This is a genomic window from Streptomyces sp. NPDC089799, from assembly GCF_040684755.1.
Classification (GTDB): Bacteria; Actinomycetota; Actinomycetes; order Streptomycetales; family Streptomycetaceae; genus Streptomyces.
On sequence record NZ_JBFBGR010000026.1, the window covers coordinates 1 to 20,907 of the forward strand.

At 73.8% G+C, this 20,907-nt stretch carries 21 protein-coding genes; 7 read left to right on the forward strand and 14 right to left on the reverse strand.

Annotated elements, in window-relative coordinates:
* Nucleotides 1-190: 190 nt before the first annotated feature.
* Together AB0O36_RS25760 and AB0O36_RS25765 are read left to right on the forward strand one after the other, a co-directional pair.
* Entirely contained in the window at nucleotides 191-1,678 is a 1,488-nt protein-coding gene (locus AB0O36_RS25760; RefSeq protein ID WP_365114491.1) for an AlkA N-terminal domain-containing protein, read from the forward strand.
* Between the two features lie 36 nt (nucleotides 1,679-1,714).
* Complete coding sequence (locus tag AB0O36_RS25765) at nucleotides 1,715-2,248, forward strand: methylated-DNA--[protein]-cysteine S-methyltransferase (RefSeq protein WP_365114493.1); 534 nt, start codon at nucleotides 1,715-1,717, stop codon at nucleotides 2,246-2,248.
* 114 nt (nucleotides 2,249-2,362) lie between these two features.
* On the opposite strand, the gene AB0O36_RS25770 is transcribed toward AB0O36_RS25765, so the two are convergent.
* Genes AB0O36_RS25770 through AB0O36_RS25780 form a run of 3 tightly spaced genes read right to left on the reverse strand, consistent with a single transcriptional unit; the run spans nucleotide 2,363 to nucleotide 5,098 of the window.
* Nucleotides 2,363-2,791, reverse strand: a complete 429-nt coding sequence (locus tag AB0O36_RS25770; RefSeq protein ID WP_365114495.1) for a hypothetical protein — start codon at nucleotides 2,789-2,791, stop codon at nucleotides 2,363-2,365.
* Between the two features lie 42 nt (nucleotides 2,792-2,833).
* Nucleotides 2,834-3,364: an NUDIX hydrolase gene (locus AB0O36_RS25775; RefSeq protein ID WP_365114497.1), complete on the reverse strand. Its 531-nt coding sequence runs from the start codon at nucleotides 3,362-3,364 to the stop codon at nucleotides 2,834-2,836.
* A 9-nt stretch (nucleotides 3,365-3,373) separates the two neighbouring features.
* Entirely contained in the window at nucleotides 3,374-5,098 is a 1,725-nt protein-coding gene (locus tag AB0O36_RS25780; protein WP_365114499.1) for a BCCT family transporter, read from the reverse strand.
* 154 nt (nucleotides 5,099-5,252) lie between these two features.
* On the opposite strand from AB0O36_RS25780, the gene AB0O36_RS25785 reads away from it, so the two are divergent.
* On the forward strand, nucleotides 5,253-6,401 hold the full coding sequence (locus AB0O36_RS25785) for a glycerate kinase (RefSeq protein WP_365114500.1): 1,149 nt from the start codon (nucleotides 5,253-5,255) through the stop codon (nucleotides 6,399-6,401).
* Between the two features lie 161 nt (nucleotides 6,402-6,562).
* On the opposite strand, the gene AB0O36_RS25790 is transcribed toward AB0O36_RS25785, so the two are convergent.
* Nucleotides 6,563-6,868, reverse strand: coding sequence for a chorismate mutase (locus tag AB0O36_RS25790; RefSeq protein ID WP_365114502.1), 306 nt, complete (start codon nucleotides 6,866-6,868; stop codon nucleotides 6,563-6,565).
* Complete coding sequence (locus AB0O36_RS25795) at nucleotides 6,865-7,806, reverse strand: TetR/AcrR family transcriptional regulator C-terminal domain-containing protein (RefSeq protein WP_365114504.1); 942 nt, start codon at nucleotides 7,804-7,806, stop codon at nucleotides 6,865-6,867. Before AB0O36_RS25795 ends, AB0O36_RS25790 begins: the two co-directional genes overlap by 4 nt.
* A 211-nt stretch (nucleotides 7,807-8,017) precedes the next feature.
* Between AB0O36_RS25795 and AB0O36_RS25800 the strand changes: the two genes are divergently transcribed.
* Nucleotides 8,018-9,178: an FAD-dependent monooxygenase gene (locus AB0O36_RS25800; protein WP_365114506.1), complete on the forward strand. Its 1,161-nt coding sequence runs from the start codon at nucleotides 8,018-8,020 to the stop codon at nucleotides 9,176-9,178.
* On the opposite strand, the gene AB0O36_RS25805 is transcribed toward AB0O36_RS25800, so the two are convergent.
* Nucleotides 9,151-9,750, reverse strand: a complete 600-nt coding sequence (locus AB0O36_RS25805; protein WP_365114508.1) for a cysteine hydrolase family protein — start codon at nucleotides 9,748-9,750, stop codon at nucleotides 9,151-9,153. The genes AB0O36_RS25800 and AB0O36_RS25805 overlap by 28 nt on opposite strands.
* A gap of 112 nt (nucleotides 9,751-9,862) precedes the next feature.
* Between AB0O36_RS25805 and AB0O36_RS25810 the strand changes: the two genes are divergently transcribed.
* A complete protein-coding gene (locus AB0O36_RS25810) occupies nucleotides 9,863-10,855 on the forward strand; it encodes a helix-turn-helix domain-containing protein (RefSeq protein WP_365114510.1) in 993 nt (330 codons plus the stop codon).
* On the opposite strand, the gene AB0O36_RS25815 is transcribed toward AB0O36_RS25810, so the two are convergent.
* The 5 genes from AB0O36_RS25815 to AB0O36_RS25835 all read right to left on the reverse strand — a co-directional run bounded on the left by AB0O36_RS25815 (nucleotide 10,801) and on the right by AB0O36_RS25835 (nucleotide 15,328).
* Nucleotides 10,801-11,340, reverse strand: a complete 540-nt coding sequence (locus AB0O36_RS25815) for a DUF3574 domain-containing protein (RefSeq protein ID WP_365114512.1) — start codon at nucleotides 11,338-11,340, stop codon at nucleotides 10,801-10,803. The two genes, AB0O36_RS25810 and AB0O36_RS25815, sit on opposite strands and share 55 nt — an antisense overlap.
* Before the next feature lie 12 nt (nucleotides 11,341-11,352).
* Complete coding sequence (locus tag AB0O36_RS25820) at nucleotides 11,353-12,318, reverse strand: DNA-binding protein (RefSeq protein ID WP_365114514.1); 966 nt, start codon at nucleotides 12,316-12,318, stop codon at nucleotides 11,353-11,355.
* Nucleotides 12,312-13,523, reverse strand: a complete 1,212-nt coding sequence (locus AB0O36_RS25825) for an MAB_1171c family putative transporter (protein WP_365114516.1) — start codon at nucleotides 13,521-13,523, stop codon at nucleotides 12,312-12,314. Before AB0O36_RS25825 ends, AB0O36_RS25820 begins: the two co-directional genes overlap by 7 nt.
* Nucleotides 13,520-14,194, reverse strand: coding sequence for a hypothetical protein (locus AB0O36_RS25830; protein WP_365114518.1), 675 nt, complete (start codon nucleotides 14,192-14,194; stop codon nucleotides 13,520-13,522). Before AB0O36_RS25830 ends, AB0O36_RS25825 begins: the two co-directional genes overlap by 4 nt.
* A gap of 129 nt (nucleotides 14,195-14,323) precedes the next feature.
* On the reverse strand, nucleotides 14,324-15,328 hold the full coding sequence (locus AB0O36_RS25835) for a polyprenyl synthetase family protein (protein WP_365114520.1): 1,005 nt from the start codon (nucleotides 15,326-15,328) through the stop codon (nucleotides 14,324-14,326).
* Between the two features lie 283 nt (nucleotides 15,329-15,611).
* Here AB0O36_RS25835 and AB0O36_RS25840 point away from each other — a divergent pair, with 283 nt between their 5' ends.
* Together AB0O36_RS25840 and AB0O36_RS25845 are read left to right on the forward strand one after the other, a co-directional pair.
* Nucleotides 15,612-16,985, forward strand: a complete 1,374-nt coding sequence (locus AB0O36_RS25840; protein ID WP_365114522.1) for a deoxyribodipyrimidine photo-lyase — start codon at nucleotides 15,612-15,614, stop codon at nucleotides 16,983-16,985.
* A 157-nt stretch (nucleotides 16,986-17,142) separates the two neighbouring features.
* The gene (locus AB0O36_RS25845; protein ID WP_365114524.1) at nucleotides 17,143-17,757 is read left to right on the forward strand and encodes a sigma-70 family RNA polymerase sigma factor; all 615 of its coding nucleotides are present in this window, start codon (nucleotides 17,143-17,145) and stop codon (nucleotides 17,755-17,757) included.
* 4 nt (nucleotides 17,758-17,761) lie between these two features.
* On the opposite strand, the gene AB0O36_RS25850 is transcribed toward AB0O36_RS25845, so the two are convergent.
* The 3 genes from AB0O36_RS25850 to AB0O36_RS25860 form a co-directional block, all read right to left on the reverse strand.
* Nucleotides 17,762-18,766: a MerR family transcriptional regulator gene (locus AB0O36_RS25850; protein ID WP_365114526.1), complete on the reverse strand. Its 1,005-nt coding sequence runs from the start codon at nucleotides 18,764-18,766 to the stop codon at nucleotides 17,762-17,764.
* A gap of 178 nt (nucleotides 18,767-18,944) precedes the next feature.
* Entirely contained in the window at nucleotides 18,945-19,457 is a 513-nt protein-coding gene (locus AB0O36_RS25855) for an O-acetyl-ADP-ribose deacetylase (RefSeq protein ID WP_365114528.1), read from the reverse strand.
* Between the two features lie 16 nt (nucleotides 19,458-19,473).
* The gene (locus AB0O36_RS25860; protein WP_365114529.1) at nucleotides 19,474-20,892 is read right to left on the reverse strand and encodes an NAD(P)/FAD-dependent oxidoreductase; all 1,419 of its coding nucleotides are present in this window, start codon (nucleotides 20,890-20,892) and stop codon (nucleotides 19,474-19,476) included.
* Nucleotides 20,893-20,907: the final 15 nt, after the last annotated feature.

Here is a 20,907-nt window from a genome sequence, read left to right on the forward strand (position 1 = left end):
AATTTTCTACCAAAGTCCTGAGGCCGTCTCCCGTCCCGGTTTGCGTCGGGCGGTGGGGGGCGGCGTGGCGCCGCCCCGGCCCCGGGGGGCCGCACGGCGCCGGCCCCGACCCGCCCCGACCCCGCCCGCCGTAGCCTTGATGTCGGAAAACCGCCAGCCGGACCCCTGTCGCCACCCCGATGCTGGAGCCATGTACACCGACACCGAACGTTGCGTGCGGGCCGTGCAGTCCAAGGACGCACGGTTCGACGGCTGGTTCTTCACGGCGGTCCGGACCACCCGGATCTACTGCCGTCCCAGCTGCCCCGCCGTACCGCCCAAGGTCGAGAACATGACCTTCCTGCCCAGTGCCGCGGCCTGCCAGCAGGCCGGCTACCGGGCCTGCAAGCGGTGCCGGCCCGACACCAGTCCCGGATCCCCCGAGTGGAACGCCCGGGCCGACGCCGTGGCGCGGGCCATGCGGCTGATCCGTGACGGGGTGGTCGACCGCGAAGGCGTGCCGGGGCTCGCCGCGCGGCTGGGGTACTCCACCCGCCAGGTGGAGCGGCAGCTCAACGCCGAGCTCGGCGCCGGCCCGCTGGCGCTGGCGCGCGCGCAGCGCGCGCAGACCGCGCGCCTGCTGGTCGAGACCTCCGCCCTGCCCATGGGCGACATCGCCTTCGCCGCCGGGTTCTCGTCCATCCGGAGCTTCAACGAGACCGTGCGCGAGGTGTTCGCGCTGACCCCCGGTGAGCTGCGGACCCGGGCTGCCGGCCGCAGTGACGGGTGCACCCGGCCGCAGACGCCCGGTGTGCTGTCGCTGCGGCTGCCCTTCCGGGCCCCGCTCAACCCCGACAACCTGTTCGGGCACCTCGTCGCGACGGCGGTTCCCGGCGTCGAGGAGTGGCGTGGCGGTGCGTACCGCCGCACTCTGCGGCTCCCGTACGGGACCGGGGTGGTGGCCCTCACCCCGCAGCCGGACCACATCGGCTGCCAGCTGGCGCTGACCGACCTGCGGGACCTGACCATCGCCATCAGCCGGTGCCGGTGGATGCTGGACCTCGACGCGGACCCGGAGGCGGTGGACGAGCAGCTGCGGTCCGATCCGCTGCTGGCGCCGCTGGTGGACAAGGCTCCGGGACGCCGGGTGCCGCGTACGGTCGACGCGGCCGAGTTCGCCGTACGGGCGGTGCTCGGTCAGCAGGTGTCCACCGCCGCGGCCCGTACGCACGCGGCCCGGCTGGTCACCGCCTACGGTGAGCCGGTGGTGGATCCCGACCCGGACGGCGGGCTGACCCACCTGTTCCCCTCGCCCGAGGCCCTGGCCGGCCTGGACCCGGAGGCACTGGCGCTGCCGCGCAGCCGCCGGACCACCCTCACCACGCTGGTGGGCGCGCTGGCCGACGGTTCGCTGCCCTTGGGCATCGACAGTGACTGGGAGGCGGCCCGGGCGCGGCTGTCCGCGCTGCCCGGTTTCGGCCCGTGGACCACCGAGGTGATCGCGATGCGCGCGCTGGGTGATCCGGACGCGTTCCTCCCCTCCGACCTCGGGGTGCGGCGGGCGGCGGCCGGGCTGGGGCTGCCTTCGTCGCCGGGCGCGCTGACGGCGCGGGCGGCGGGCTGGCGGCCGTGGCGGGCGTACGCCGTCCAGTACCTGTGGGCCACCGATGACCATCCGATCAACCGGCTTCCCGTCTGATCTTCCTTCTTTCTCTTTTCGGCTTGGAGAGACATCGTGAACAGCACGCAGTACGACCGGAACGACCAGCACAAGCAGCACGCCGTCGTCGACAGCCCGTACGGGCCGCTGACCCTGGTGGCCACCGACGGGGTCCTGAGCGGCATGTACATGGAGGGTCAGCGGCACCGGCCGGCGGAGGAGTCCTTCGGGGAGCGGGTGGCGGTCTCGGAGGGGCCTTTCCCGGAGGTGGTGCGGCAGCTGGAGGAGTACTTCGCCGGGCGGCTGACCGAGTTCGACCTGCCGCTCCGCCTGGAGGGCACGGAGTTCCAGCGCAGCGTGTGGGCGCAGCTGCAGCGGATCCCGTACGGCGAGACCTGGTCGTACGGGGAGCTGGCGGAGCGGCTGGGCAAGCCGAACGCGTCCCGGGCGGTGGGGCTGGCGAACGGGAAGAATCCGGTGGGCATCATCGTGCCGTGCCACCGGGTGATCGGGGCGTCGGGCAGCATGACCGGCTACGGCGGCGGGGTGGAGCGCAAGGAGCGGCTGCTGGCCTTTGAAGCGGGAGAGCGGACCCTGCCGACGGGCTGAGGTGCCGGTCGGCGGGTCGCGCGCGGTGCGGCCCGGCCGCCGGCCGCCGGGGGCTGTCCGGCGGATCAGGGCTCCGGCCGGGGTCCGCCGGGGCCGGTCCGGCGGATCAAGGCCCTAGACCACGTTCACCGGAACCAGCAGGGCGAAGCCCACGCCCATCTCGACGGCGTAGCCGTACATCGACGGGTGCGGGACCGGGGCCGCCATGATGACCATGCTCTGCTGGGAGGCGGCGGCCGTGATCCATTCCGGGGTGGCGCCGATGGTCCCCTGGTACCAGCCTTCGCACGCGCCGGGGCCGCTGACCAGCAGGACGTCGTCGTGCCTGCGGTACTCGGCCATCCAGCCGGGGGCGGTCTGGGACCAGCCGTCGTAGTCGGTGAAGTGGGCCCAGCCGCCCTCCCGGATGGCGGCGTCGAAGACCCAGACGGGCTGGCCTTCGGGGGTGACCTCGCCGCCCGACTGTTCCTCGGTGGTGAAGTGGACCATGGGCAGGGCATCGGGCCCGTCGGCAGTGCTGGGCCAGGCGTACATGGTGATCATGTGCTGATTCTGTCCTGCTCGGTGTAGGCGCCGTGTCACCGCCTAGGCGAGTGCCGGGCGGCCGTTCTCCAGTTCCGCGGTGCCGGCGCCCGACTCCAGGACGCGGTGGGCCTCTTCGACGCGGCTTTGGAGCCATGCGGGGAGGTAGGCGCCGACCTCGGCGGGCTCGACCAGCTTCCAGGAGAGGAGTTCGGCCTCCTGCAGTTCGATGGCGGCGAGCTGGGCCTCGTCCAGTACTCCGCCGTCGTAGACGTAGGAGACGAAGGGCGGGCGGCCGACGTCGAGCGACCAGTCGACGACCAGGAGCCGGCCGATCGGGACGTCCAGGCCGATCTCCTCGGCGGTCTCGCGGCGGGCCGCGGCGCGCGGGGTCTCGCCCTCGTCCGACTCGATGGTGCCGCCGGGGAGCGCCCAGCCCTCCCGGTAGTTGGGCTCCAGGAGCAGGATCCGGCCCGAGGCGTCCCGGAACAGCGCGGCGGACCCGGCGAGCACCCGGGGCAGGCTCGCGATGTAGGCGGCGTAGGAGTCGGCGGCTGCGGAGGTGGAGTCGGTGGTGGAGTCGGTGGTGGTCACCGGGTCACCCTAACTCCCTGACGGCCCACCGGGCCCGGGCCCGTCTGCTCGGCCGGTTCCCGGGCCGGCGGACCCGGCCGGGCGCCCCTGCTCCGCGACGGCCTCCCCGACCATCGCCCGTACGGCGTCCCGCAGCCCGTGCAGCGCGGGGTGGCGGGCCGGTCCGGCGCCGGGGTCCGCGCGGAGTTCCTTCAGCAGGGCCCAGCACAGCAGCAGCATCACCAGGACGAAGGGCAGCGCGACCAGGATGGTGGCGGTCTGGAGGGACTTGAGTCCGCCCGCGACCAGCAGGACGGCGGCCACGGCCGCCATCAGCACGCCCCAGGTGACCACCAGCCAGGTCGGCGGGTGCAGTGAGCCGCGGCTGGTCAGCGAGCCCATCACCAGGGAGGCGGAGTCGGCGCTGGTCACGAAGTAGGTCATGACCAGGGCCATGGCGGCGCAGGAGGTGAGGGTGCCCAGCGGCAGTGCGTCGAGCATGGCGAAGAGGGACGCCTCGGCACCGTCCCCGACGGCGCCGGCGAGGTCGGCGGCGCCGGTGGAGTCGAGGCGGATGGCGGTGCCGCCCATCACGCAGAACCAGATGACGGTGGCGCCGGAGGGGACGAGGAGCACGCCGGCGAGGAACTCCCGGATGGTGCGGCCGCGCGAGATGCGGGCGATGAAGGTGCCGACGAACGGCGCCCAGGACAGCCACCAGGCCCAGTAGAAGATCGTCCAGGCTCCGAGCCAGGTGCTGTCGGTGAAGGCCCCGGTGCGGGTGGCCATGGGGAGGAGTTCGTGCAGGTAGCTGCCGACGCTCGCGGGGATCACGTCCAGGACGTAGACGGTCGGGCCGAGCAGGAAGACGAAGACCATCAGGGTGGCGGCGAGCACGATGTTGACGGTGCTGAGCCATTTCACGCCCTTGTGCAGGCCGGAGAAGGCGGAGAGCACGAACGCGGCGGACAGCGAGCCGATGATGATCAGCTGGAGGGTGGTGGAGTCCCGGACGCCGGCGGTGAGGTGGAGGCCCTCGGCGACCTGGAGGGCTCCCAGGCCGAGGCTGGTCGCGGTGCCGAAGACGGTGGCGAGGACGGCGAGCAGGTCGATGGCCCGGCCGGGCGGGCCGTCGGCCCTCCGCCTGCCGATGAGGGGGACGAAGGCGGAGCTGAGGCGGTTGCCGCGGCCCTTGCGGAAGGTCGCGTAGGCGAGGGCGAGGCCCGCGATGCCGTAGATCGCCCAGGGGGTCAGGGTCCAGTGGAAGAAGGAGTGGTCCATGGCCGCGCGGGCGGCGGCGCCGGTTCCGGGGGCGGCGCCGGAGGCGGGCGGTGGGGCCAGGTAGTGCGTGAGGGGCTCGCCGACGCCGTAGAACATCAGGCCGATGCCCATGCCGGCGCTGAACATCATCGCGATCCAGGCCAGGTTCCCGAATTCGGGTTCGGCGTCGTCGGCGCCCAGCCGGATCCGGCCGAACCGGCTGATCGCCAGGACCACGCACAGGACCAGGAAGGTGTCGGCTGCGGCCACGAACAGCCAGGCGAAATTGCCCAGCACCCAGGCCAGTGCGGTGCCGGACGCCCGGTCGAAGGAGTCCCCGGCGAGGGCGGCCCAGGCCACCACGGCCAGTACGGCGACCACTCCCGCACCGACCAGGATGCGGTCGGGAGCGCCGCCCCGCGGGCCCTCCCCGGCCGCTGCGGGGCCGACCGGAGGCGACTGTTCGCGTGGCTGTTCCCGTGATTCCGCACTCATGTGGCCCCACTATGGGATGGATTTTCACCATTTAGCGGCATGGCGCGCCGGGCAAGGGCGTGTCGTGACCCAGGCCACCCATGCGCATAGGAGGATCCTCCGGATACCCTCGGGGGTGGCGCGACTGCACGTTCGATAGCAAGGGATCAGCAAGGTGACGGACGGGGCAGTAACTGAGGCCGCGCGCGTTCTTATCGCCGCGGACAAATTCAAGGGCTCGCTCACGGCCGTACAGGTCGCGGAGCGGGTGACGGCCGGTCTTCGCAAGGCCGTACCGGGCGTGGAGGTCGAGACCCTCCCCGTCGCGGACGGCGGCGACGGCACGGTCGCGGCCGCGGTGGCGGCCGGTTTCGAACGCCGGGAGGTGCGGGTCACCGGACCGCTCGGCGAGCAGGTCACGGCTGCCTTCGCGCTGCGCGACGGCACCGCCGTGGTGGAGATGGCGGAGGCCTCCGGGCTGCAGCTGCTGCCCAAGGGCGTCTTCGCCGCGCTGACCGCGACCACGTACGGCTCCGGCGAGGTGCTGAAGGCCGCGCTGGACGCGGGCGCCCGCACGATCGTGTTCGGCGTGGGCGGCAGCGCGACCACCGACGGCGGCGCGGGCATGCTGGCGGCGCTGGGCGCGGTCTTCCTGGACGCGAACGGCGAGCCGGTCGGCCCGGGCGGCGGCGCGCTGGCCGAGCTGGCGTCGGCGGACCTGTCGGGCGTGGACCCGCGCTTCGCGGACGTCGACTTCGTCCTGGCCAGCGACGTGGACAACCCGCTGACCGGCCCGAAGGGCTGCGCCGCGGTGTACGGCCCGCAGAAGGGCGCCTCGCCGGAGGACGTGGCGACGCTCGACGCGGCGCTGGGGCACTACGCCCAGGTGCTGGAGAAGGCGATCGGCCCGAAGGCCACCGAGCTGGCGGCCTCCCCGGGCGCGGGCGGTGCGGGCGGCATCGGCTACGGCGCGCTGCTGCTCGGCGCGAGCTTCCGCCCCGGCATCGAGCTGATGCTGGAGGTGCTGGGCTTCGCGCCGGCGCTGGAGCGGGCCACCCTGGTGATCACCGGCGAGGGTTCGCTGGACGAGCAGACCCTGCACGGCAAGGCCCCGGCGGGCGTGGCCGCGGCCGCGCGGGCCGCGGGCAAGCCGGTGGTGGCGGTGTGCGGCCGCCTGCTCCTCGGGCAGGAGGCCCTGGAGGCGGCGGGCATCCGCCGCGCGTACCCGCTGACCGAGATCGAGCCGGACCCGGCGAAGAGCATCGCGAACGCGGGCCCGCTGCTGGAGCAGGTCGCGGCGAACATCGCCGCCGACGTGCTCTGACACCGGCGCACGGGACGCCGGAGCACCGGCTCGCCGGCGCACGGCACGCACGGAGGCCCGGACCCCCTGTGGGGTCCGGGCCTCCGGCGCGCGTGCGGTCCTCCGGCGCGTCCGGGCCGAGACTCCGGGTGCCGGGCCCCGGCGTCCGGGCCGCCCTCGGGTCAGGGGGCGGTCGTGGCGCGGTGTTCGGCGAGTTCGAGGTCGATGAAGGCTCCGATCATGGCGCGCCAGACCGCTTCGGCGACCTCCGGGGCCAGGCCCTCGGCCTCGGCCTTGACGCGGGCTGCCGCTACGACGCGTTCCACCCGGTCGGGGGCGCGTACGGCGTCCTCGTCCTTCTTGAAGCCGGCCGCCGCCCGGACGAGGGACTGGCGTCGGGCGAGGAGGCCGACCAGTTCCGCGTCGACGGCGTCGATGCCGGCGCGGACTTCGTCCAGGGATCCGTGAGTCGGCGTGTTCGATGTCATGGGGTCATTGTGATCATGCGGGCGGCCAGGCCGTCCAGGAATGCGGCCAGACCGAAGCGGAACAGGGAGTCGGGTGTCAGGTCGGCGGCCGGGGCGGCCGCCCCGAAGGCAGGGAAGGAACCGTCCGCGAGGGTCGCGGCCATCCGCTCCTGCTGGGCCTCCATCCACTGTTCGGCGGTGACCCCGCTGGTCCGGGTGGCCGCCGACTCCGGCTGGAGGTCCACCGCGTGCCCGCGTACGTACCCGAAGAGCGAGACCGCGGCGTGCATGCGCGCTTCGGCGTCCAGGCCCGTGCCCTCCAGGGCGGCCAGGGCCCACTCGATGTGCCGCATGCCGTTCGGGGCCAGCAGCGGACGGTGGAGGTTCATCGCGGCGGCCAGCCAGGGGTGGGCGCCGTAGAGCCGCCACTGGAGCGCGGCCGAGAGTTCCAGGCGGGCCCGCCAGCCCCGTGGGGGGTGGGCTTCGGGCAGCGGCTCCTCGCCGAACACCGCGTCGACCATCAGGGCGACGAGCTGCTCCTTGCCGGCCACGTGCCGGTAGAGGGACATGGTCGGCACCCCCAGTTCGGTGCCGAGTCGGCGCATGGTGAGTGCGGCCGCTCCTTCCGCGTCGGCCAGCTCGACCGCGGCCCGGACCAGCTGCCCGGGGACCGTCGCCGGCGGCGGGGCCCCGGCCGCGGCCGCGTTGCGCTCCCGGCGCGCCGAGGGGACCGCGCACACCACCGTCCCGACCCCGGGCACCGCCCGGACGAGGCCCTCCTGGCGGAGGGCCGCCAGGACCCGACTCGCGGTGGCCATGGCCACACCCCACCGCTGGGTGATGGCCCGGGTGGACGGCACCCGGTCCCCCGGCCTCAGCTCGCCGGTCTCGATGCGGCGCCGGATCTCGGACGCGATCCGGGCGTAGGGCGGTCCGGCCGGGGCCACCGGTCCCGTCATTCCTGCCAGTCCCGTCAGTCCCGTCAGTCCTGTGGGTCCTGTCCGGCCTGTCGGCTGCGTGGGCATGGTGCACTCCTCACTGCACTAGTGCGGTGAGGCTAGTGCACTAGGCAGGGTTCATCAAGTTTCCTGTTCCGATGGGGTGTTGGGATGCGTACGTTGTAGTCATCCGGGGCGGACGAGCCGCCGGGAGAGACCCCAGGGGGAACCGATGATGACCAAGAACGTGCTGATCTCGGGCGCCAGTGTCGCCGGCCCGGCCCTCGCCTACTGGCTGCACCGCCACGGCTTCCACCCCACCGTCGTCGAGCGCGCCGACACGATCCGGCCCGGCGGGTACGCCGTCGACTTCCGGGGCGAGGCCCTGGACGTGCTGGACCGGATGGGCCTGCTCGACGGGATCCGCGCACTCGACACCGAGATGGGCGACGCGACGATGGTGGACGCCGAGGGCCGGCCGTACGCCACGCTGCCCTCGGCGGTCTTCGCCGGGGACCTGGAGGTGCTCAAGGGCGATCTGACCCGGATGCTGTACGAGGCCACCCGCGGGACCACGGAGTACCTGTTCGGAGACTCGGTCACCGGGCTGACCGAGGACCCCGACGGAGTGCTGGTCACCTTCGGGCACGCCCCGCCCCGCCGCTTCGACCTGGTCGTGGGCGCCGACGGGCTGCACTCGCGGACCCGGGCGCTGGCTTTCGGGCCCGAGCAGCGGTACGTCCGCCACCTCGGCATCTACACGGCGATCTTCAGCCTCGACAACTACCTCGGGCTGCGGAACACCGGGCAGCTGTACGCCGCCGGGGGCCTGGCGGCGAACATGTTCACCGCCCGCGCGAACACCGAGGCCCGGGCCGCGCTGCACTTCGCCGCCGAGGACCTGGAGTACGACCGCCGCGACCCGGCGCAGCAGAAGCGGATCGTCGCCGAGCGGTTCGCGGGCGAGGGGTGGGAGGTCCCCCGCCTTCTGGAGGAGATGGCTGCGGCGTCCGACTTCTTCTTCGACGCCAACGCCCAGGTGGAGATGGACCGCTGGTCCGAGGGCCGGGTCGTGCTGCTCGGCGACGCCGGGTACTGCGCGGGCCCCACCTCGGGCCGCGGCACCTCGCAGGCGCTGATCGGCGCGTACGTCCTGGCCGGCGAGCTGGCCGCGAGCGGCGGGGACCACACCACGGCCTTCGCCGCCTACGAACGGGAGATGCGCGGGTACGTGACCGAGCACCAGGCCCTCGGGCGGGAGGGGGCGGAACGGTTCTTCATGCCCGCGCCGACCCAGGAGGTCCTGGACCTGCTCGCGGCGGGCGCGCCGGAGAACACCCGCACCGAGCCCGTCCGGCTGCGCGACTACTCCGCCACGGCCGCGAGCAGCTGAGCGGTGGTCACCACCCGGGCGAAGCCGCCGCCGTGCAGGCTGACGGCGGTGGCGGTGGCCAGTTCTTCCGCCGTGCGGTGCAGGCCGAACGGGCCGGCCAGGTCGAAGGTGTGGGTGGCGTCCAGGGGGAGGAGGACCCGGTGGCCGAGGTTGCCGGCCATCCGGGCGGTGGTCTCCACGCACATGTTGGTCTGGATGCCCACCGGGACCAGCTGTCCGATGCCCGCCGCGGTCAGCCACTCCTGCAGGTCGGGGGTGCCGTAGAAGGCGGAGTTGACCGTCTTGGTGATCAGGAGCGCGGCGTCGGCGCCGCGCTTCTCCACGAAGTCCTTGAAGGCGTTGCCGGGGGCGCCGGCGGCCAGCGGGCTGACGGGGTTCACCGAGTCGTGGCGGACCAGGACCACGGGGCGGCCGCTGCGCTGCCAGGCGTCCATCAGGGCGGCGATGTTGTCCTCGGCGTCCGGGTTGTTGCGGGGGCCCCAGAAGGCGGAGTCCTCGAAGCCCTGCTGCACGTCGATGACCACCAGGGCCGCGTTCGGGTCGAGGGAGAGGGTGTCCGTTGTCGTCGTCATGGGTCCATCCTCGGGACGGCGGGGGGCCGGGAACAGCGGCGCCGCGGACCGGAACCGATGGGATCCTGCCCCACTGGCAGGATGGCGTGGGGCCGGGTGGCAGGATGGGGTCATGCAGCGCGTCGCACTCGTCGCCCAGCCCGGCATCCGCAGCTTCGACCTCGCCGTGATCACCGAGGTGTGGGGCGGGCCGCCGGGCCGGGTTCGGCCGGGGGTGCCCGCCTTCGAGCTGCACCGTTGTGCCGCCGGGCCGGATCCGCTGCCGCTGGCCGACGGGCTGACGCTGACGCCGGACCGGGGGCTGGACTGGCTGGCCGAGGCCGATCTGGTCGTCGTACCGGCCCTGACCGATCCCACCGCGCCGACGGCCGGGCCGGTACTGGAGGCGCTGCGGGAGGCGCACCGGCGCGGGACGCCGATCGCCGCGCTGTGCGCGGGGGCGTTCGTGCTGGCCGAGGCCGGGCTGCTGGACGGGCGGCGGGCGGTGACCCACTGGTCGCTGGTGGCGGCGCTGAAGGAGCGCCACCCGGCGGTGCTGGTCGAGGACGCCCCGCTGTTCGTGGCGGACGGCGGGCTGTGGACCTCGGCCGGGGTGGCCTCCGGCATCGACCTGTGTCTGCACCTGGTGCGGGAGGCGCACGGGTCCGAGGTGGCCGCGACGGTGGCCCGGACGATGGTCACCGGTCCGTTCAGGACCGGTGCCACCGCCCAGTACCTGGACCGCCCGGTGTCGGCCGCGGACCGTACGGCCGACGCGCTGGCCGCCGTACGGGCCCGGGCGCTGGGGCGGCTGCACGAGCCGCCGGACGTGGCGACGCTGGCCTCGTGGGCCGGGATGTCACCGCGGTCCTTCGCCCGGCACTTCCGGGCGGAGACGGGCACCACTCCGCACCGCTGGCTGCTGGACCGGCGGCTGGACGAGGCGCGGCGGCTGCTGGAACGGACCGACCATCCGGTGGCCGAGGTGGCCCGGCGGACCGGGTTCGGCAGCGAGGTGACGTTCCGCCAGCACTTCTCCGCCGTGGTGGGCTCCGGTCCGCGCGCCTACCGTCAGAAGTCGACGAGTGCCCGGACGTCGGCGCGGCCGACGGACTCCAGCTCGTAGAGGGCGCAGTAGCGGGCGCGGATGTACTCGATGTCTGCGTTGCGGCGGTGCGCCTCGGCGGTCGGGTACATCACGGTCAGCTCCCAGGACTTCTCCCGGTTGATGTCACCGTCCTTGTCGCGCCACTGGCCGCGGCCCTCCTGCAGGGTCAGGCCGGAGGGGAAGCGCGGGGTGATCACGTCGGCGACGAACTTGTTGAACTCGTCGTCGGTGATGGGCGGGTGGCCGTTGTGGCGTCCGGTGCCGAAGTAGAGGTGGGTGGACACCCACGGCGCGCCGATCCGGCCGCCCGGCCGGTCTCCCGGCTGTCCGCCCGGCTGTCCGCCCGGCTGTCCGGCCGTCCCGGCGGCCGTCTCCGCCTCCACGGCCGGCGCGGCGGCGGGCGTACCGAAGGCGACCTCGGCGGCGGGTCTGCCGAAGGTGAGGACGAGCGCGGAGGCCAGGACGATGGCGGCCGCGGGCATGGTGATGCGTATCTGGCGCATGGTGTCGGGTTCCTATCGGTCGTGTGGGGCGGAGGCGGCGGTGCGGGCCGCGGGAGCGGGCAGGGACTCCAGGAGGTGGACCGCCGCGTCGCGCAGCGGTGCCGGAGTACGGGCGTGCCGGCGCAGGCCGGCCGCCGTCCTGCCGAGGGTTTCGAGGGTCCGTACGGAGCCGATGCCGGCGACGCGCGGGGCGATGTCCGCGATCAGGCCGGCCGTCTCGGTCCAGGCACCGGCCCGGGCCAGGGCGGACAGGAGTTCCGCCGTGAACAGGTGCCGGTAGGCGGGTCCGGGGGCCGTGGCCGCCGCGTGCAGGAGCGGGATCGCCCGGTCCCACTGCCGCAGCCGGGAGTGCACCCAGCCCCGGTGGCCGGTGAGTTCGGCCTCGTCGATCCACCAGGCCCAGCCGGGGTCGTGGCGGGAGATGCCGTCCTCGAAGCGGACGCGGGCCCGGGCCATCAGGTCCAGGGGCTCGGCGTGCCCGCCCAGCAGGGCCGTGGCGTGGGCGCGGCGGATCAGGACGAGGGTGCCGACGCGGTGGGGGGTGCGGGGGGTGACCACCCGGGCGGCGGACTCCAGGGCGGCGCGGGCGTGCCCGGTGTGGGTCTGCAGCATGCTGTGGTTGAGCAGCACCAGCCGGGCCGTCGCACGGTCGCCGGCGAGCTGCGCGAGGACCAGGGCGCGGGCGTTGGCCCGGGCCGCCTGCCGGTGGAGTCCGGCGTCGAACAGGATCCAGCCGATGACCTCGCAGAGCTCGGCGAGCGCGGCGGTCCGGTCGGGGTCGGCCGGGTGGATGCCGCGTGCGCGCAGGTGTGCCGGGTCCGCGGTGAGCTCGGGGACGTCGCGCACCGCCTCGCGGGCTGCGCGGACGGCGGTGACCGCGCCGGGCCCGGCATCGAGGGCCAGCAGGTGCGCGGTGGTGCGCGCCAGGTCCGCGGCGGAGAGCGGGGTCGGGAGCAGGGACGGCGGAGCGGTCACCATGCCCCGGTCCTCGCTCCCTGGCCGGCCAGGGAGGAGAAGGAGGAAGCGACCTTGGTCAGCCATTCCACCTCGTCGCGGAAGTCCTCGTACGGCGGGCGGGCGGGGATGTCGGTCTCCTCGCCCCGTTCCGCGCGCTCGGCGCGTTCCTCGGCCGGGCGGCTCAGTACGGCGCGCAGCTGGAGCGCCTCGCCGAGCGGTGAGGTCGGGTCCTCGGGGAGTTCCAGGGAGCGCGCCAGGTCGGCGAACTCGGCGAGGGAGAGCGAGGAGCGGAGCATCAGCTGGCCGTCCCGTATCTCGATGACCCGCCGGTAGAGGCGGTAGTGCAGGTCGCGGGGCGGTACAAGGTCGCGCGGCCAGGAGCGGGGCGGGTCCAGGGCGATGTCCGGGGACGCCTGGTGCAGCGCCCACCACAGCGGGCGCAGCCGCAGGTAGCAGCGGTAGCTGCGGACCCAGCCTGCCGTACGGCTGATGTGGTTGCCCCAGGAGGGGATGGTCCACCCGGTGACCTGGAGGAGGGCGCCGATGCTGCCGCAGGACCACTGGACGGGGTCGAGGGCCGCGCCGTCGAAGTGGAATCGGGTGCCGGCGATCTGGATGCCCCGGGTGACGCAGTAGACCAGGATGAGGGCGGCGCCGACGGTGACGGTGCGCATGCCGATGGCGAGCCACTGGCGGTTGGCCATCTTGGTGAAGCGGAGCGAGAGCCGCACGGTCTCGAACTGCCCGATGGCGCAGATGAGCAGGTAGAAGGTCATGTAGAGGGCGTAGCGGCCGTCCTGGATGCTGAGCAGGATCGTCGAGGTCGCCGTTTCCGTCTTGGTGACGGGACCGACGGCGAGCGAGGCGATCACCAGGACGACGAGCAGTACGCCGAAGAACAGGACGCGGCGGCGGGCCTCGCGCCGGGCTTCTGCGGGCGGTGAGGACCAGTGGACGAGGACGACCTGCTGGGCGGCGGTGAGGACGACGACGGCGACCTGGGTGATCAGCGAGGTGATGTTCGGCAGCCCGAAGAAGGCCGAGATGTGCAGCCGGAGGAGGTCCAGGTCGACGAGGAAGCTGATGCCGGAGCACAGGAAGTAGACGCACAGGGCCCAGAGGGCGATGTCGCCCTTGCGGCGCAGTGCGTCGGGGAGGCGGTAGGCGAAGGCCGCGAGACCGACGACGGCGCAGACCCAGGCGAGGATTCCGTAGATCAGGGTCACGTGTGGTCCGCTTTGCCGTTTCCGTCGCTGTTTCCGCCGGCGCTGCTGTTTCCGCTGCCGCTGTTGTTTCCGCTGCCGCTGTTGGTGTTGGCGTTGGCGTTGGTGCTGCTGCCGCCGATGCCGTGTTCGATGCGGGCCACGATGTCGGCCGCCTCGTCCGGGACGGCCCAGGCCGGCTCCACCCACCGCTTGGTGGCCCGGGCCAGGATCAGCGAGGCCATCGTCTCGGCCTCCTGCTCCTCGTCGTCGCTGTAACGGGAGCGCATGAGCATGCCCCGCACGTCCGCGGGGTCGACCTCCGTCACCGCCCGGCCCGGATCATCGCCGCCCGGCTGCATCGAGCCCCGGTGCGCGAAGGCGATGTGCGCGAGTTCATGGGCGATGATGTGTTCCTTGTGTGAAGGCGAGGCGGACTTCTCGAATGCGACGACGTCGAACTCGTCCAGTTTCAGCCAAATTCCGAAGAGGTGGCGTTCGGGGAAGGAAGTCGGGACCAGATGGATGGGGCGCCGGCGCTGTTCGCTCAGATATCGGTGGAGTTCGTCGATACCGCAGCCGTGCTCCATACCCCACTCCGCGAGCAGTTCCTCACAGGCGCGACGGACTTTCTTCAGGCGCCGCCTGAGCAGCCGGTCCTCCGAGGCCGGTATCGCAGAGCCAGGTAACTTCATTCTCAGTCCTCCGGCGAACCCCAGCGGCCGCCCTCGCGCGGTCATGATGCCACAGACCGAACAGGCGGGCGGATGGGCCGAGTTCCATTCGGCCATTATCTTTCGCCACCGCGCGGAGGCCGCCGGGATTCAGCCCGCCCGCACCCCGGCGGAATGGGCCCCGGGGGTGAGGATCATCTGTGCCGACAGGTCGACGAGCCGGCGAAGGGCGGCCGAATAGCGACCGTTACCACCGAGTTCGTCGAGAATCCGGTGCGCCCGCGCGCGGTGCGTCCCGATGTCCTCGCGGTAACGGTCGAGAGCGGCGGGCGCGAGCAGCAGGGCAAGGAGCTCAGACCGTGCCGCGGCCGAGTCCGCGGCCGCTTCCGCCAGTTCCGGAATATGCCGCCGCAGTCGCGGAGGGGCGTCCTCCAGCACGGATGCGAGCAGATAGGTCACGGTGCCGTTCCGCAGGTCCTCGTTGCGACCGGTGGTGATGTCCCACTGGTCGTTGAAGATCTGCCACAGGACGCCGAAGACATCGCCGAAATCGCGCCACAGCTCCGTTCTTCGGGCACTGTTTCCGGCCAATATGGAGGCCATGGCCGTAATCATCGCGTACGGGCCGCCGGATTTGCTGGTGTATGCCGTGAGGACCGAGTTCCGGGTCGCGCGGCCGACGTCTCCGCGCATATCGGCCAGCTGTCCTTCGACCGCGGTGATCCAGCCGTTCATGAGTTCCGCGATCAGTGCGCCGCGTACGGCTTCCGGGAGCTGCTGGGCGCGGACGATCCGGACGGGGAGCGCGTTTCCCCCGATCACCGCGGCGAGTACCGCTTCGGCGGGATCGAGCCCGGCGGCGGGAGAGGTGCCGTGCCCGTCGGCCAGGTCGTCGAGGTAGCACGCCGAGGTCCACCAGAGGAGGTGCACCGCGGCGAGCGGGCAGGCCGGGGCGGTGGCGCCCGTTTCGACGCCGTGGACGAGCATCGGCAGGACGGAGAGCGGGTAGGCGAACTTCTGGTGGTGCAGGAGGCGGCGGATCGCTGCGCGCACCTCGTCCGCGGCCGGGCCGAGGCCCAGGAGGGCGGAGTCGATCTCCGCGTCGATGTCCGCCGAGACCTCGCGGTGGAGGTCCTCGTACGTCGTGGGGTTCACCGGGTCGCTTCCCTGTTCGGTTGTGCGCGAGGGGCGGCGCCGGTGCGGCGGCGCCACCACCCGGCCCGATTCGATCATTCGGGGAGCAGGGGTTCCAGAGCGTTTTCCGGTCACGGCCGGATTCCGGTGCCCGTTCGGCACATCCGTGAGGGCCGGATGTGCCGAAGCAATGGACGACACCCCCCGCATGCCGGGGCGCCCTTCACACCCCGGGACGCCCCCCGTGCCCAGTACGCCCGCACCGGGGCACGACGCCGCGGTGCACGATCCCCGGAGTGGCTCCGTGAACGTCTCGGTCGTCCTGTTCACCTCGGATCTCCGCATCCACGACCATCCGCCGCTGCGCGCGGCACTGGCGTCCGCGGAGCAGGTCGTGCCGCTGTTCGTGCGGGACCCGGCCGTGGACCGGGCCGGTTTCGCCGCCCCGAACCGGCTCGCCTTCCTCGCCGACTGCCTGACCGACCTCGACGAGGCGCTGCGGCAGCGGGGAGGCCGGCTCGTGGTGCGGCACGGGGACCCCGTCGCGGAGGTCTGCTCCGTGGCGCGCGCCGCCGGCGCCGGCGAGGTGCACGTGTCGGCCGGATACAGCGCCTTCGCCCATGGCCGGGAGCAGCGGCTGCGCCACGCGCTGGAGTCGGAAGGCCGCCGCCTGCACGTGCACGACGGAGTGCTCACCGCGGTGCCGCCCGGCGAGGTCACGCCCGCCGGCTCGGACCACTTCGCCGTGTTCACGCCCTACCACCGGCGGTGGGCGGAGCGGCCTCTGCGCGCCCCGCTGGCGGCCCCGCGCGCGGTGTCCGTGCCCGACGGCATCCGGTCCGAGGAGGTGCCCTCCCGGGGCGGCGTCGCCTCCGTCGCGGAGGGGCTGGCCGCCGGCGGCGAGCGGGCCGGACGGCGCAGGCTCACCTCCTGGCTGTCCCGCCACGCCGACTCCTACGAGCAGGTGCACGACGATCTCGCCGGCGACGCCACCTCCCGGCTCTCCCCGTACCTGCACTTCGGTGCCGTGTCCGCGACCGAGGCCGCGTACCGGGCCCGCTCGCGGGGCGGCCCGGGCGCGGAGGCGTTCCTGCGGCAGCTGTGCTGGCGGGACTTCCACCACCAGGTGCTCAGCGCCCGGCCCTCGGTGGCGTGGGCGGACTACCGTCCGCGGCAGGACCGCTGGCGGACCGGGAAGCGGGCCGAGGAGGACCTGCGGGCGTGGCAGGAGGGCCGTACCGGATACCCCGTGGTGGACGCCGCCATGCGTCAGCTCCTCCACGAGGGGTGGATGCACAACCGGGGGCGGCTGCTCGCGGCGTCGTTCCTCACCAAGACGCTCTACGTCGACTGGCGGGAGGGCGCCCGGCACTTCCTCCACCACCTCGTCGACGCCGACATCGCCAACAACCAGCTCAACTGGCAGTGGGTGGCGGGCACGGGCACCGACACCCGGCCCAACCGGGTCCTCAACCCGGTGCTGCAGGCCCACAAGTACGACCCCGACGGGAGCTACGTACGCCGCTGGGTCCCCGAACTCGACGGCCTGGAGCCGCCGTTCGTGCACGAGCCGTGGCGGCTCGGCGGCCTGGAGCTCGCCTCCCGGGACTATCCCGAGCCGATCGTGACGCTCGCCGAGGGCCTGGAACGCTTCCGGCACGCCCGGGGCCGGGACTGAGCCACGAGCGGCCCGGCGGCCCGGCGGCCCGGCCCGGCAATTCGATGCACGAACGATGCGACTTGAAAGGACGATTCCCCCGGGCGGAGTCTGAGGGGGCCCGGGCGCACCCGCCCGGCGGCGCCCCGGTTCCGGCCGGGCCCGAGGAGGAATCGTCATGACGGAAGCGCGCCCGGCGGTCCCCGCGGCGGACGAGGAGATCGGCCCCGGTCTCGCCGCGGGGGACGAACGCTGTCTGGAGCTGGCCTACCGGCGCTGGGGCAGGCTCGTCCACGCGTTGGCGAGCCGGACCGTCGGGGACCGCCTGGAGGCCGAGGACATCACCCAGCAGGTGTTCCTGGCCGCCTGGCGGGGTCGCACGGGCTACCGCCCCGACCGGGGACCCGTTCCGGCCTGGCTGATCGGCATCGCCCGCTACAAGATCGCCGACGCGCTGGCCGACCGTACCCGCAGGCTCGAACTCGCGGCCGCGGCGGCCGACGGCCTCCGGCCGCCGACGGGCCCCGGCGGAGATGCCGACCGGCTGCTCGACCGGCTCCTCGACCGGGCGGTGGTCACGAGCGAACTGGAACGGCTGCCGCGGGTGCAGCGGGACGTCCTGGCGCTCGCCTACTTCGGCGATCTGACGCAGACGCAGATCGCGCGGCGGACCGGCATGCCGCTGGGCACCGTGAAGGCCCACTGCCGTCGCGGACTGCAGCGGATGCGCGTACGCCTCGCGCCGGAGGCCGCCACCGTTCCCGGCGGCCCCTCCCCCGCCGGGACCCGGTGAGCCCTCAGCCGGCCGCCTCCCGGGCATCACCGGTATCCGACGGCGCGGCGCAGTGCCGGGCGAGGAGGTCGAGGGCCTCGCGCAACCCGCCGGGGCGCACCACTCCGCGTTCGGGAGCGCGGTTGCCCCAGCCGGGGCCCGCCGCCAGCACCAGCGGCCGGATGCGGGCGCCCTTGACCCCGAAGCGGGTGTGGACGACGTGCCGGGCCAGGACGTGGTCGGCGGTGTGCCGCGACTGGGACCACAGGACCACGGCGGACGGCCCCACCCGCCGCACCGCGGCGTCCAGGGCCTCCGCGGGGAGCGCGGCACCCAGCATGCGCGCCGGCAGACCGGCCTCCGCGAGACCGGCGGCGAGCGCTTCCAGGGAGAGGGTGTGCTGTTCCCCGGGAACGCAGGCCAGCAGCACCGGAGCGGTCTCCCGCCCGCCGGGAGGGGCGCCGGCCACGACGCACCGCAAGGCCGTGGAGATGTGCCAGGACAGCAGGTGCTCGACCTCCACGTAGCGGTCGCCGAACGCTTCCCACTTGCGGCCCACCGCGTGCAGGGTCGGCGCCATCACCTGCTCCCAGGCCGTCACCAGGCCGTGTGCAGCGACCAGCTCCGCCAGCAGCTCGTCCATGGTGGGGCCGTCCAGGCGTACGGCGGCCCGGGCCAGGCCCCGGAACTCGTGCCGTACGTCGCCCAGCGGCAGCCCGTTGCCCGATCCCGGACTGCGGGCCGCGCGCGAAGGGCCGGCGGAGACGAGTGCGGCACCTGCCGCCAGGGGCCGCCCCGCCCTGGTCAGCGCCGCCCCGGCCGCCTCCGCCGGGGGCACGCCGGAAGTGGTGAGCCGGCACATGTCCTCCAGCATCGCGATGTCGGCGGGGGCCCAGCGGCGGTGCCGTCCGTCCTCGCGTGCCGCCGGGCCGATGCCGTACCTGCGCTCCCAGGACCTGAGCGTGGAGGGCGCGACCCCGAGCCGTCTGGCCACGGCCCCGGTCGTGATGCGGTACGGCGTATCGGACATGTGTCCCCCACCCTGTCGTCCCTGGCGGTCTCCGCCGACCGCCGGCCCCCGGTCCGGCGCCGCCGGGCCCGGGACGGCCTCGTCTGCTCGTCGCTCGTCGCTCGTCACCTCTTCCGCCGGAGGGGACGCAGCGGATGCACCCCTTTTCCCTCCGGTGCCGGCGGCGGGCGGCGGGCGGTCAGGTCACCTGGCGGGAGAACGCCTCGTAGGCCGTGTCGTCGAAGAGCACGAAGCGGACCTCCGCGACGGGGGCGGCGGACGCGGTGCGGACCGTTTCGACGGCGATCCGGGCGCCGTCGTCCATGGGCCAGCCGTAGATACCGGTGGAGATGGCGGGGAAGGCGATCGTACGGGCGCCCAGTTCGGCGGCGATCCGGAGCGATTCGCGGTAGCAGGAGGCGAGGAGTGAGCTGCGGTCCTCCTCGCCGGACCAGACCGGGCCGACGGTGTGGATCACGTGGTCGGCGTGCAGCCGGCCGGCCGTGGTGGCGACGGCCTGGCCGGTGGCCAGGCCCTTGCCGTAGTGCGAGGCGCGCAGGGCCCGGCACGCCTCCAGGATCTCCGGGCCGCCGCGGCGGTGGATGGCGCCGTCGACCCCGCCGCCGCCGAGGAGCGAGGAGTTGGCGGCGTTGACGATGGCGTCCGCCTGCTGCTCGGTGATGTCTCCCTGGACGAGGGTGATGCGGACCATCGGGGTCTCCTTCGGTTCAGCGCGCCGACCTGAGGCGGCGCCAGACGGCCTTCGCCGCATTGTGCCCGGACATGCCGTGCACTCCGGGTCCCGGCGGCGTGGCCGAGGAGCAGATGAACACGGCCGGGTGTGCCGTGGCGTACGGGAACGCGGTGAGTTTGGGACGGAGCAGGAGCTGGAGGCCGGACGCGGCGCCGCAGGCGATGTCGCCGCCCACGTAGTTGGGGTTGCGGGCGGCGAGCTCCGGCGGCCCGGCGGTGGCGCGGGCCAGCACCAGGTCGCGGAATCCGGGTGCGAAGCGTTCCACCTGGCGTTCGATGGCGTCGGTGAGGTCGCCGTCCCAGCCGTGCGGGACGTGGCCGTACGCCCAGAAGACGTGCTTGCCCTCGGGGGCGCGGGACGGGTCGACCAGGCTGGGCTGGGCGGTGATCAGGAAGGGGTTGCGGGGGGCGCGGCCGGAGGTGGCGAGCTGCAGGGCGGCGTCGATGTCGCGGGTGTGGGGGCCGACCTGCACCGTGCCGGCCCGGCGGGCCTCGGCGGCGGTCCACGGGACGGGGCCGGAGAGGGCGTAGTCGACCTTGAAGGCGGCGGCGCCGTACCGGTAGCCGCGGTACGCCTGTCCGAGCCCGGCGATCCTGGCCAGCGCGGTGGGCGAGGTGTCGAAGACGTAGGCGCGGGCCGGCGGGAGGTCGTCGAGGCGCTTGACCTCGAAGCCGGTGTGGACGGTGCCGCCGAGGTCCTTCAGGTAGGCGGTGAGGGCGTCGGGGACGGCCTGCGAACCGCCCCGCGGCACGGGCCAGCCGTGGGTGTGTGCGGCCAGCGCGAAGACCAGGCCGACGGCGCCGGTGGCGATGCCGCCGAGGGGGCTGATGACGTGGGCGACGAGGCCGGCGAGGAGGGAGCGGGCCCGGTCGTCGTGGAACCGGTTCAGCAGCCAGGTGGCGGGCGGCAGCCCGGCCAGTCCGAACCGGGCCAGGGTGACCGGGTCCCGGGGCAGGGCGGTGGACGGCAGCGACATGAAGTCCCGGACCAGGGTGTCCCATTTGCCGAGGAAGGGGGCCATCAGGCGGCGGTACGTCCCGGCGTCGCGCGGCCCGAACGAGGCCGCGGTCTCGGCGACGGATCGCGAGAGGACCGCGGCCGTGCCGTCGTCGAAGGGGTGGGCCATGGGCAGCGGCGGGTGCAGCCACTCCAGGCCGTACCGGGCGAGCGGCATGGTGGCGAAGACGGGTGAGCCGATGCCGAGGGGGTGCACCGCCGAGCACGGGTCGTGGCGGAAGCCCGGGAGGGTCAGTTCCTCCGTACGGGCCCCGCCTCCTACGGTGTCCGCGGCCTCGAAGACCTGCACCGCGAAGCCCCGCCGGGCCAGTTCCACGGCGGCCGTGAGCCCGTTGGGCCCCGCCCCCACGACGACTGCATCGAGAATCGCCGGCACGTTGCGCCTCCTTCG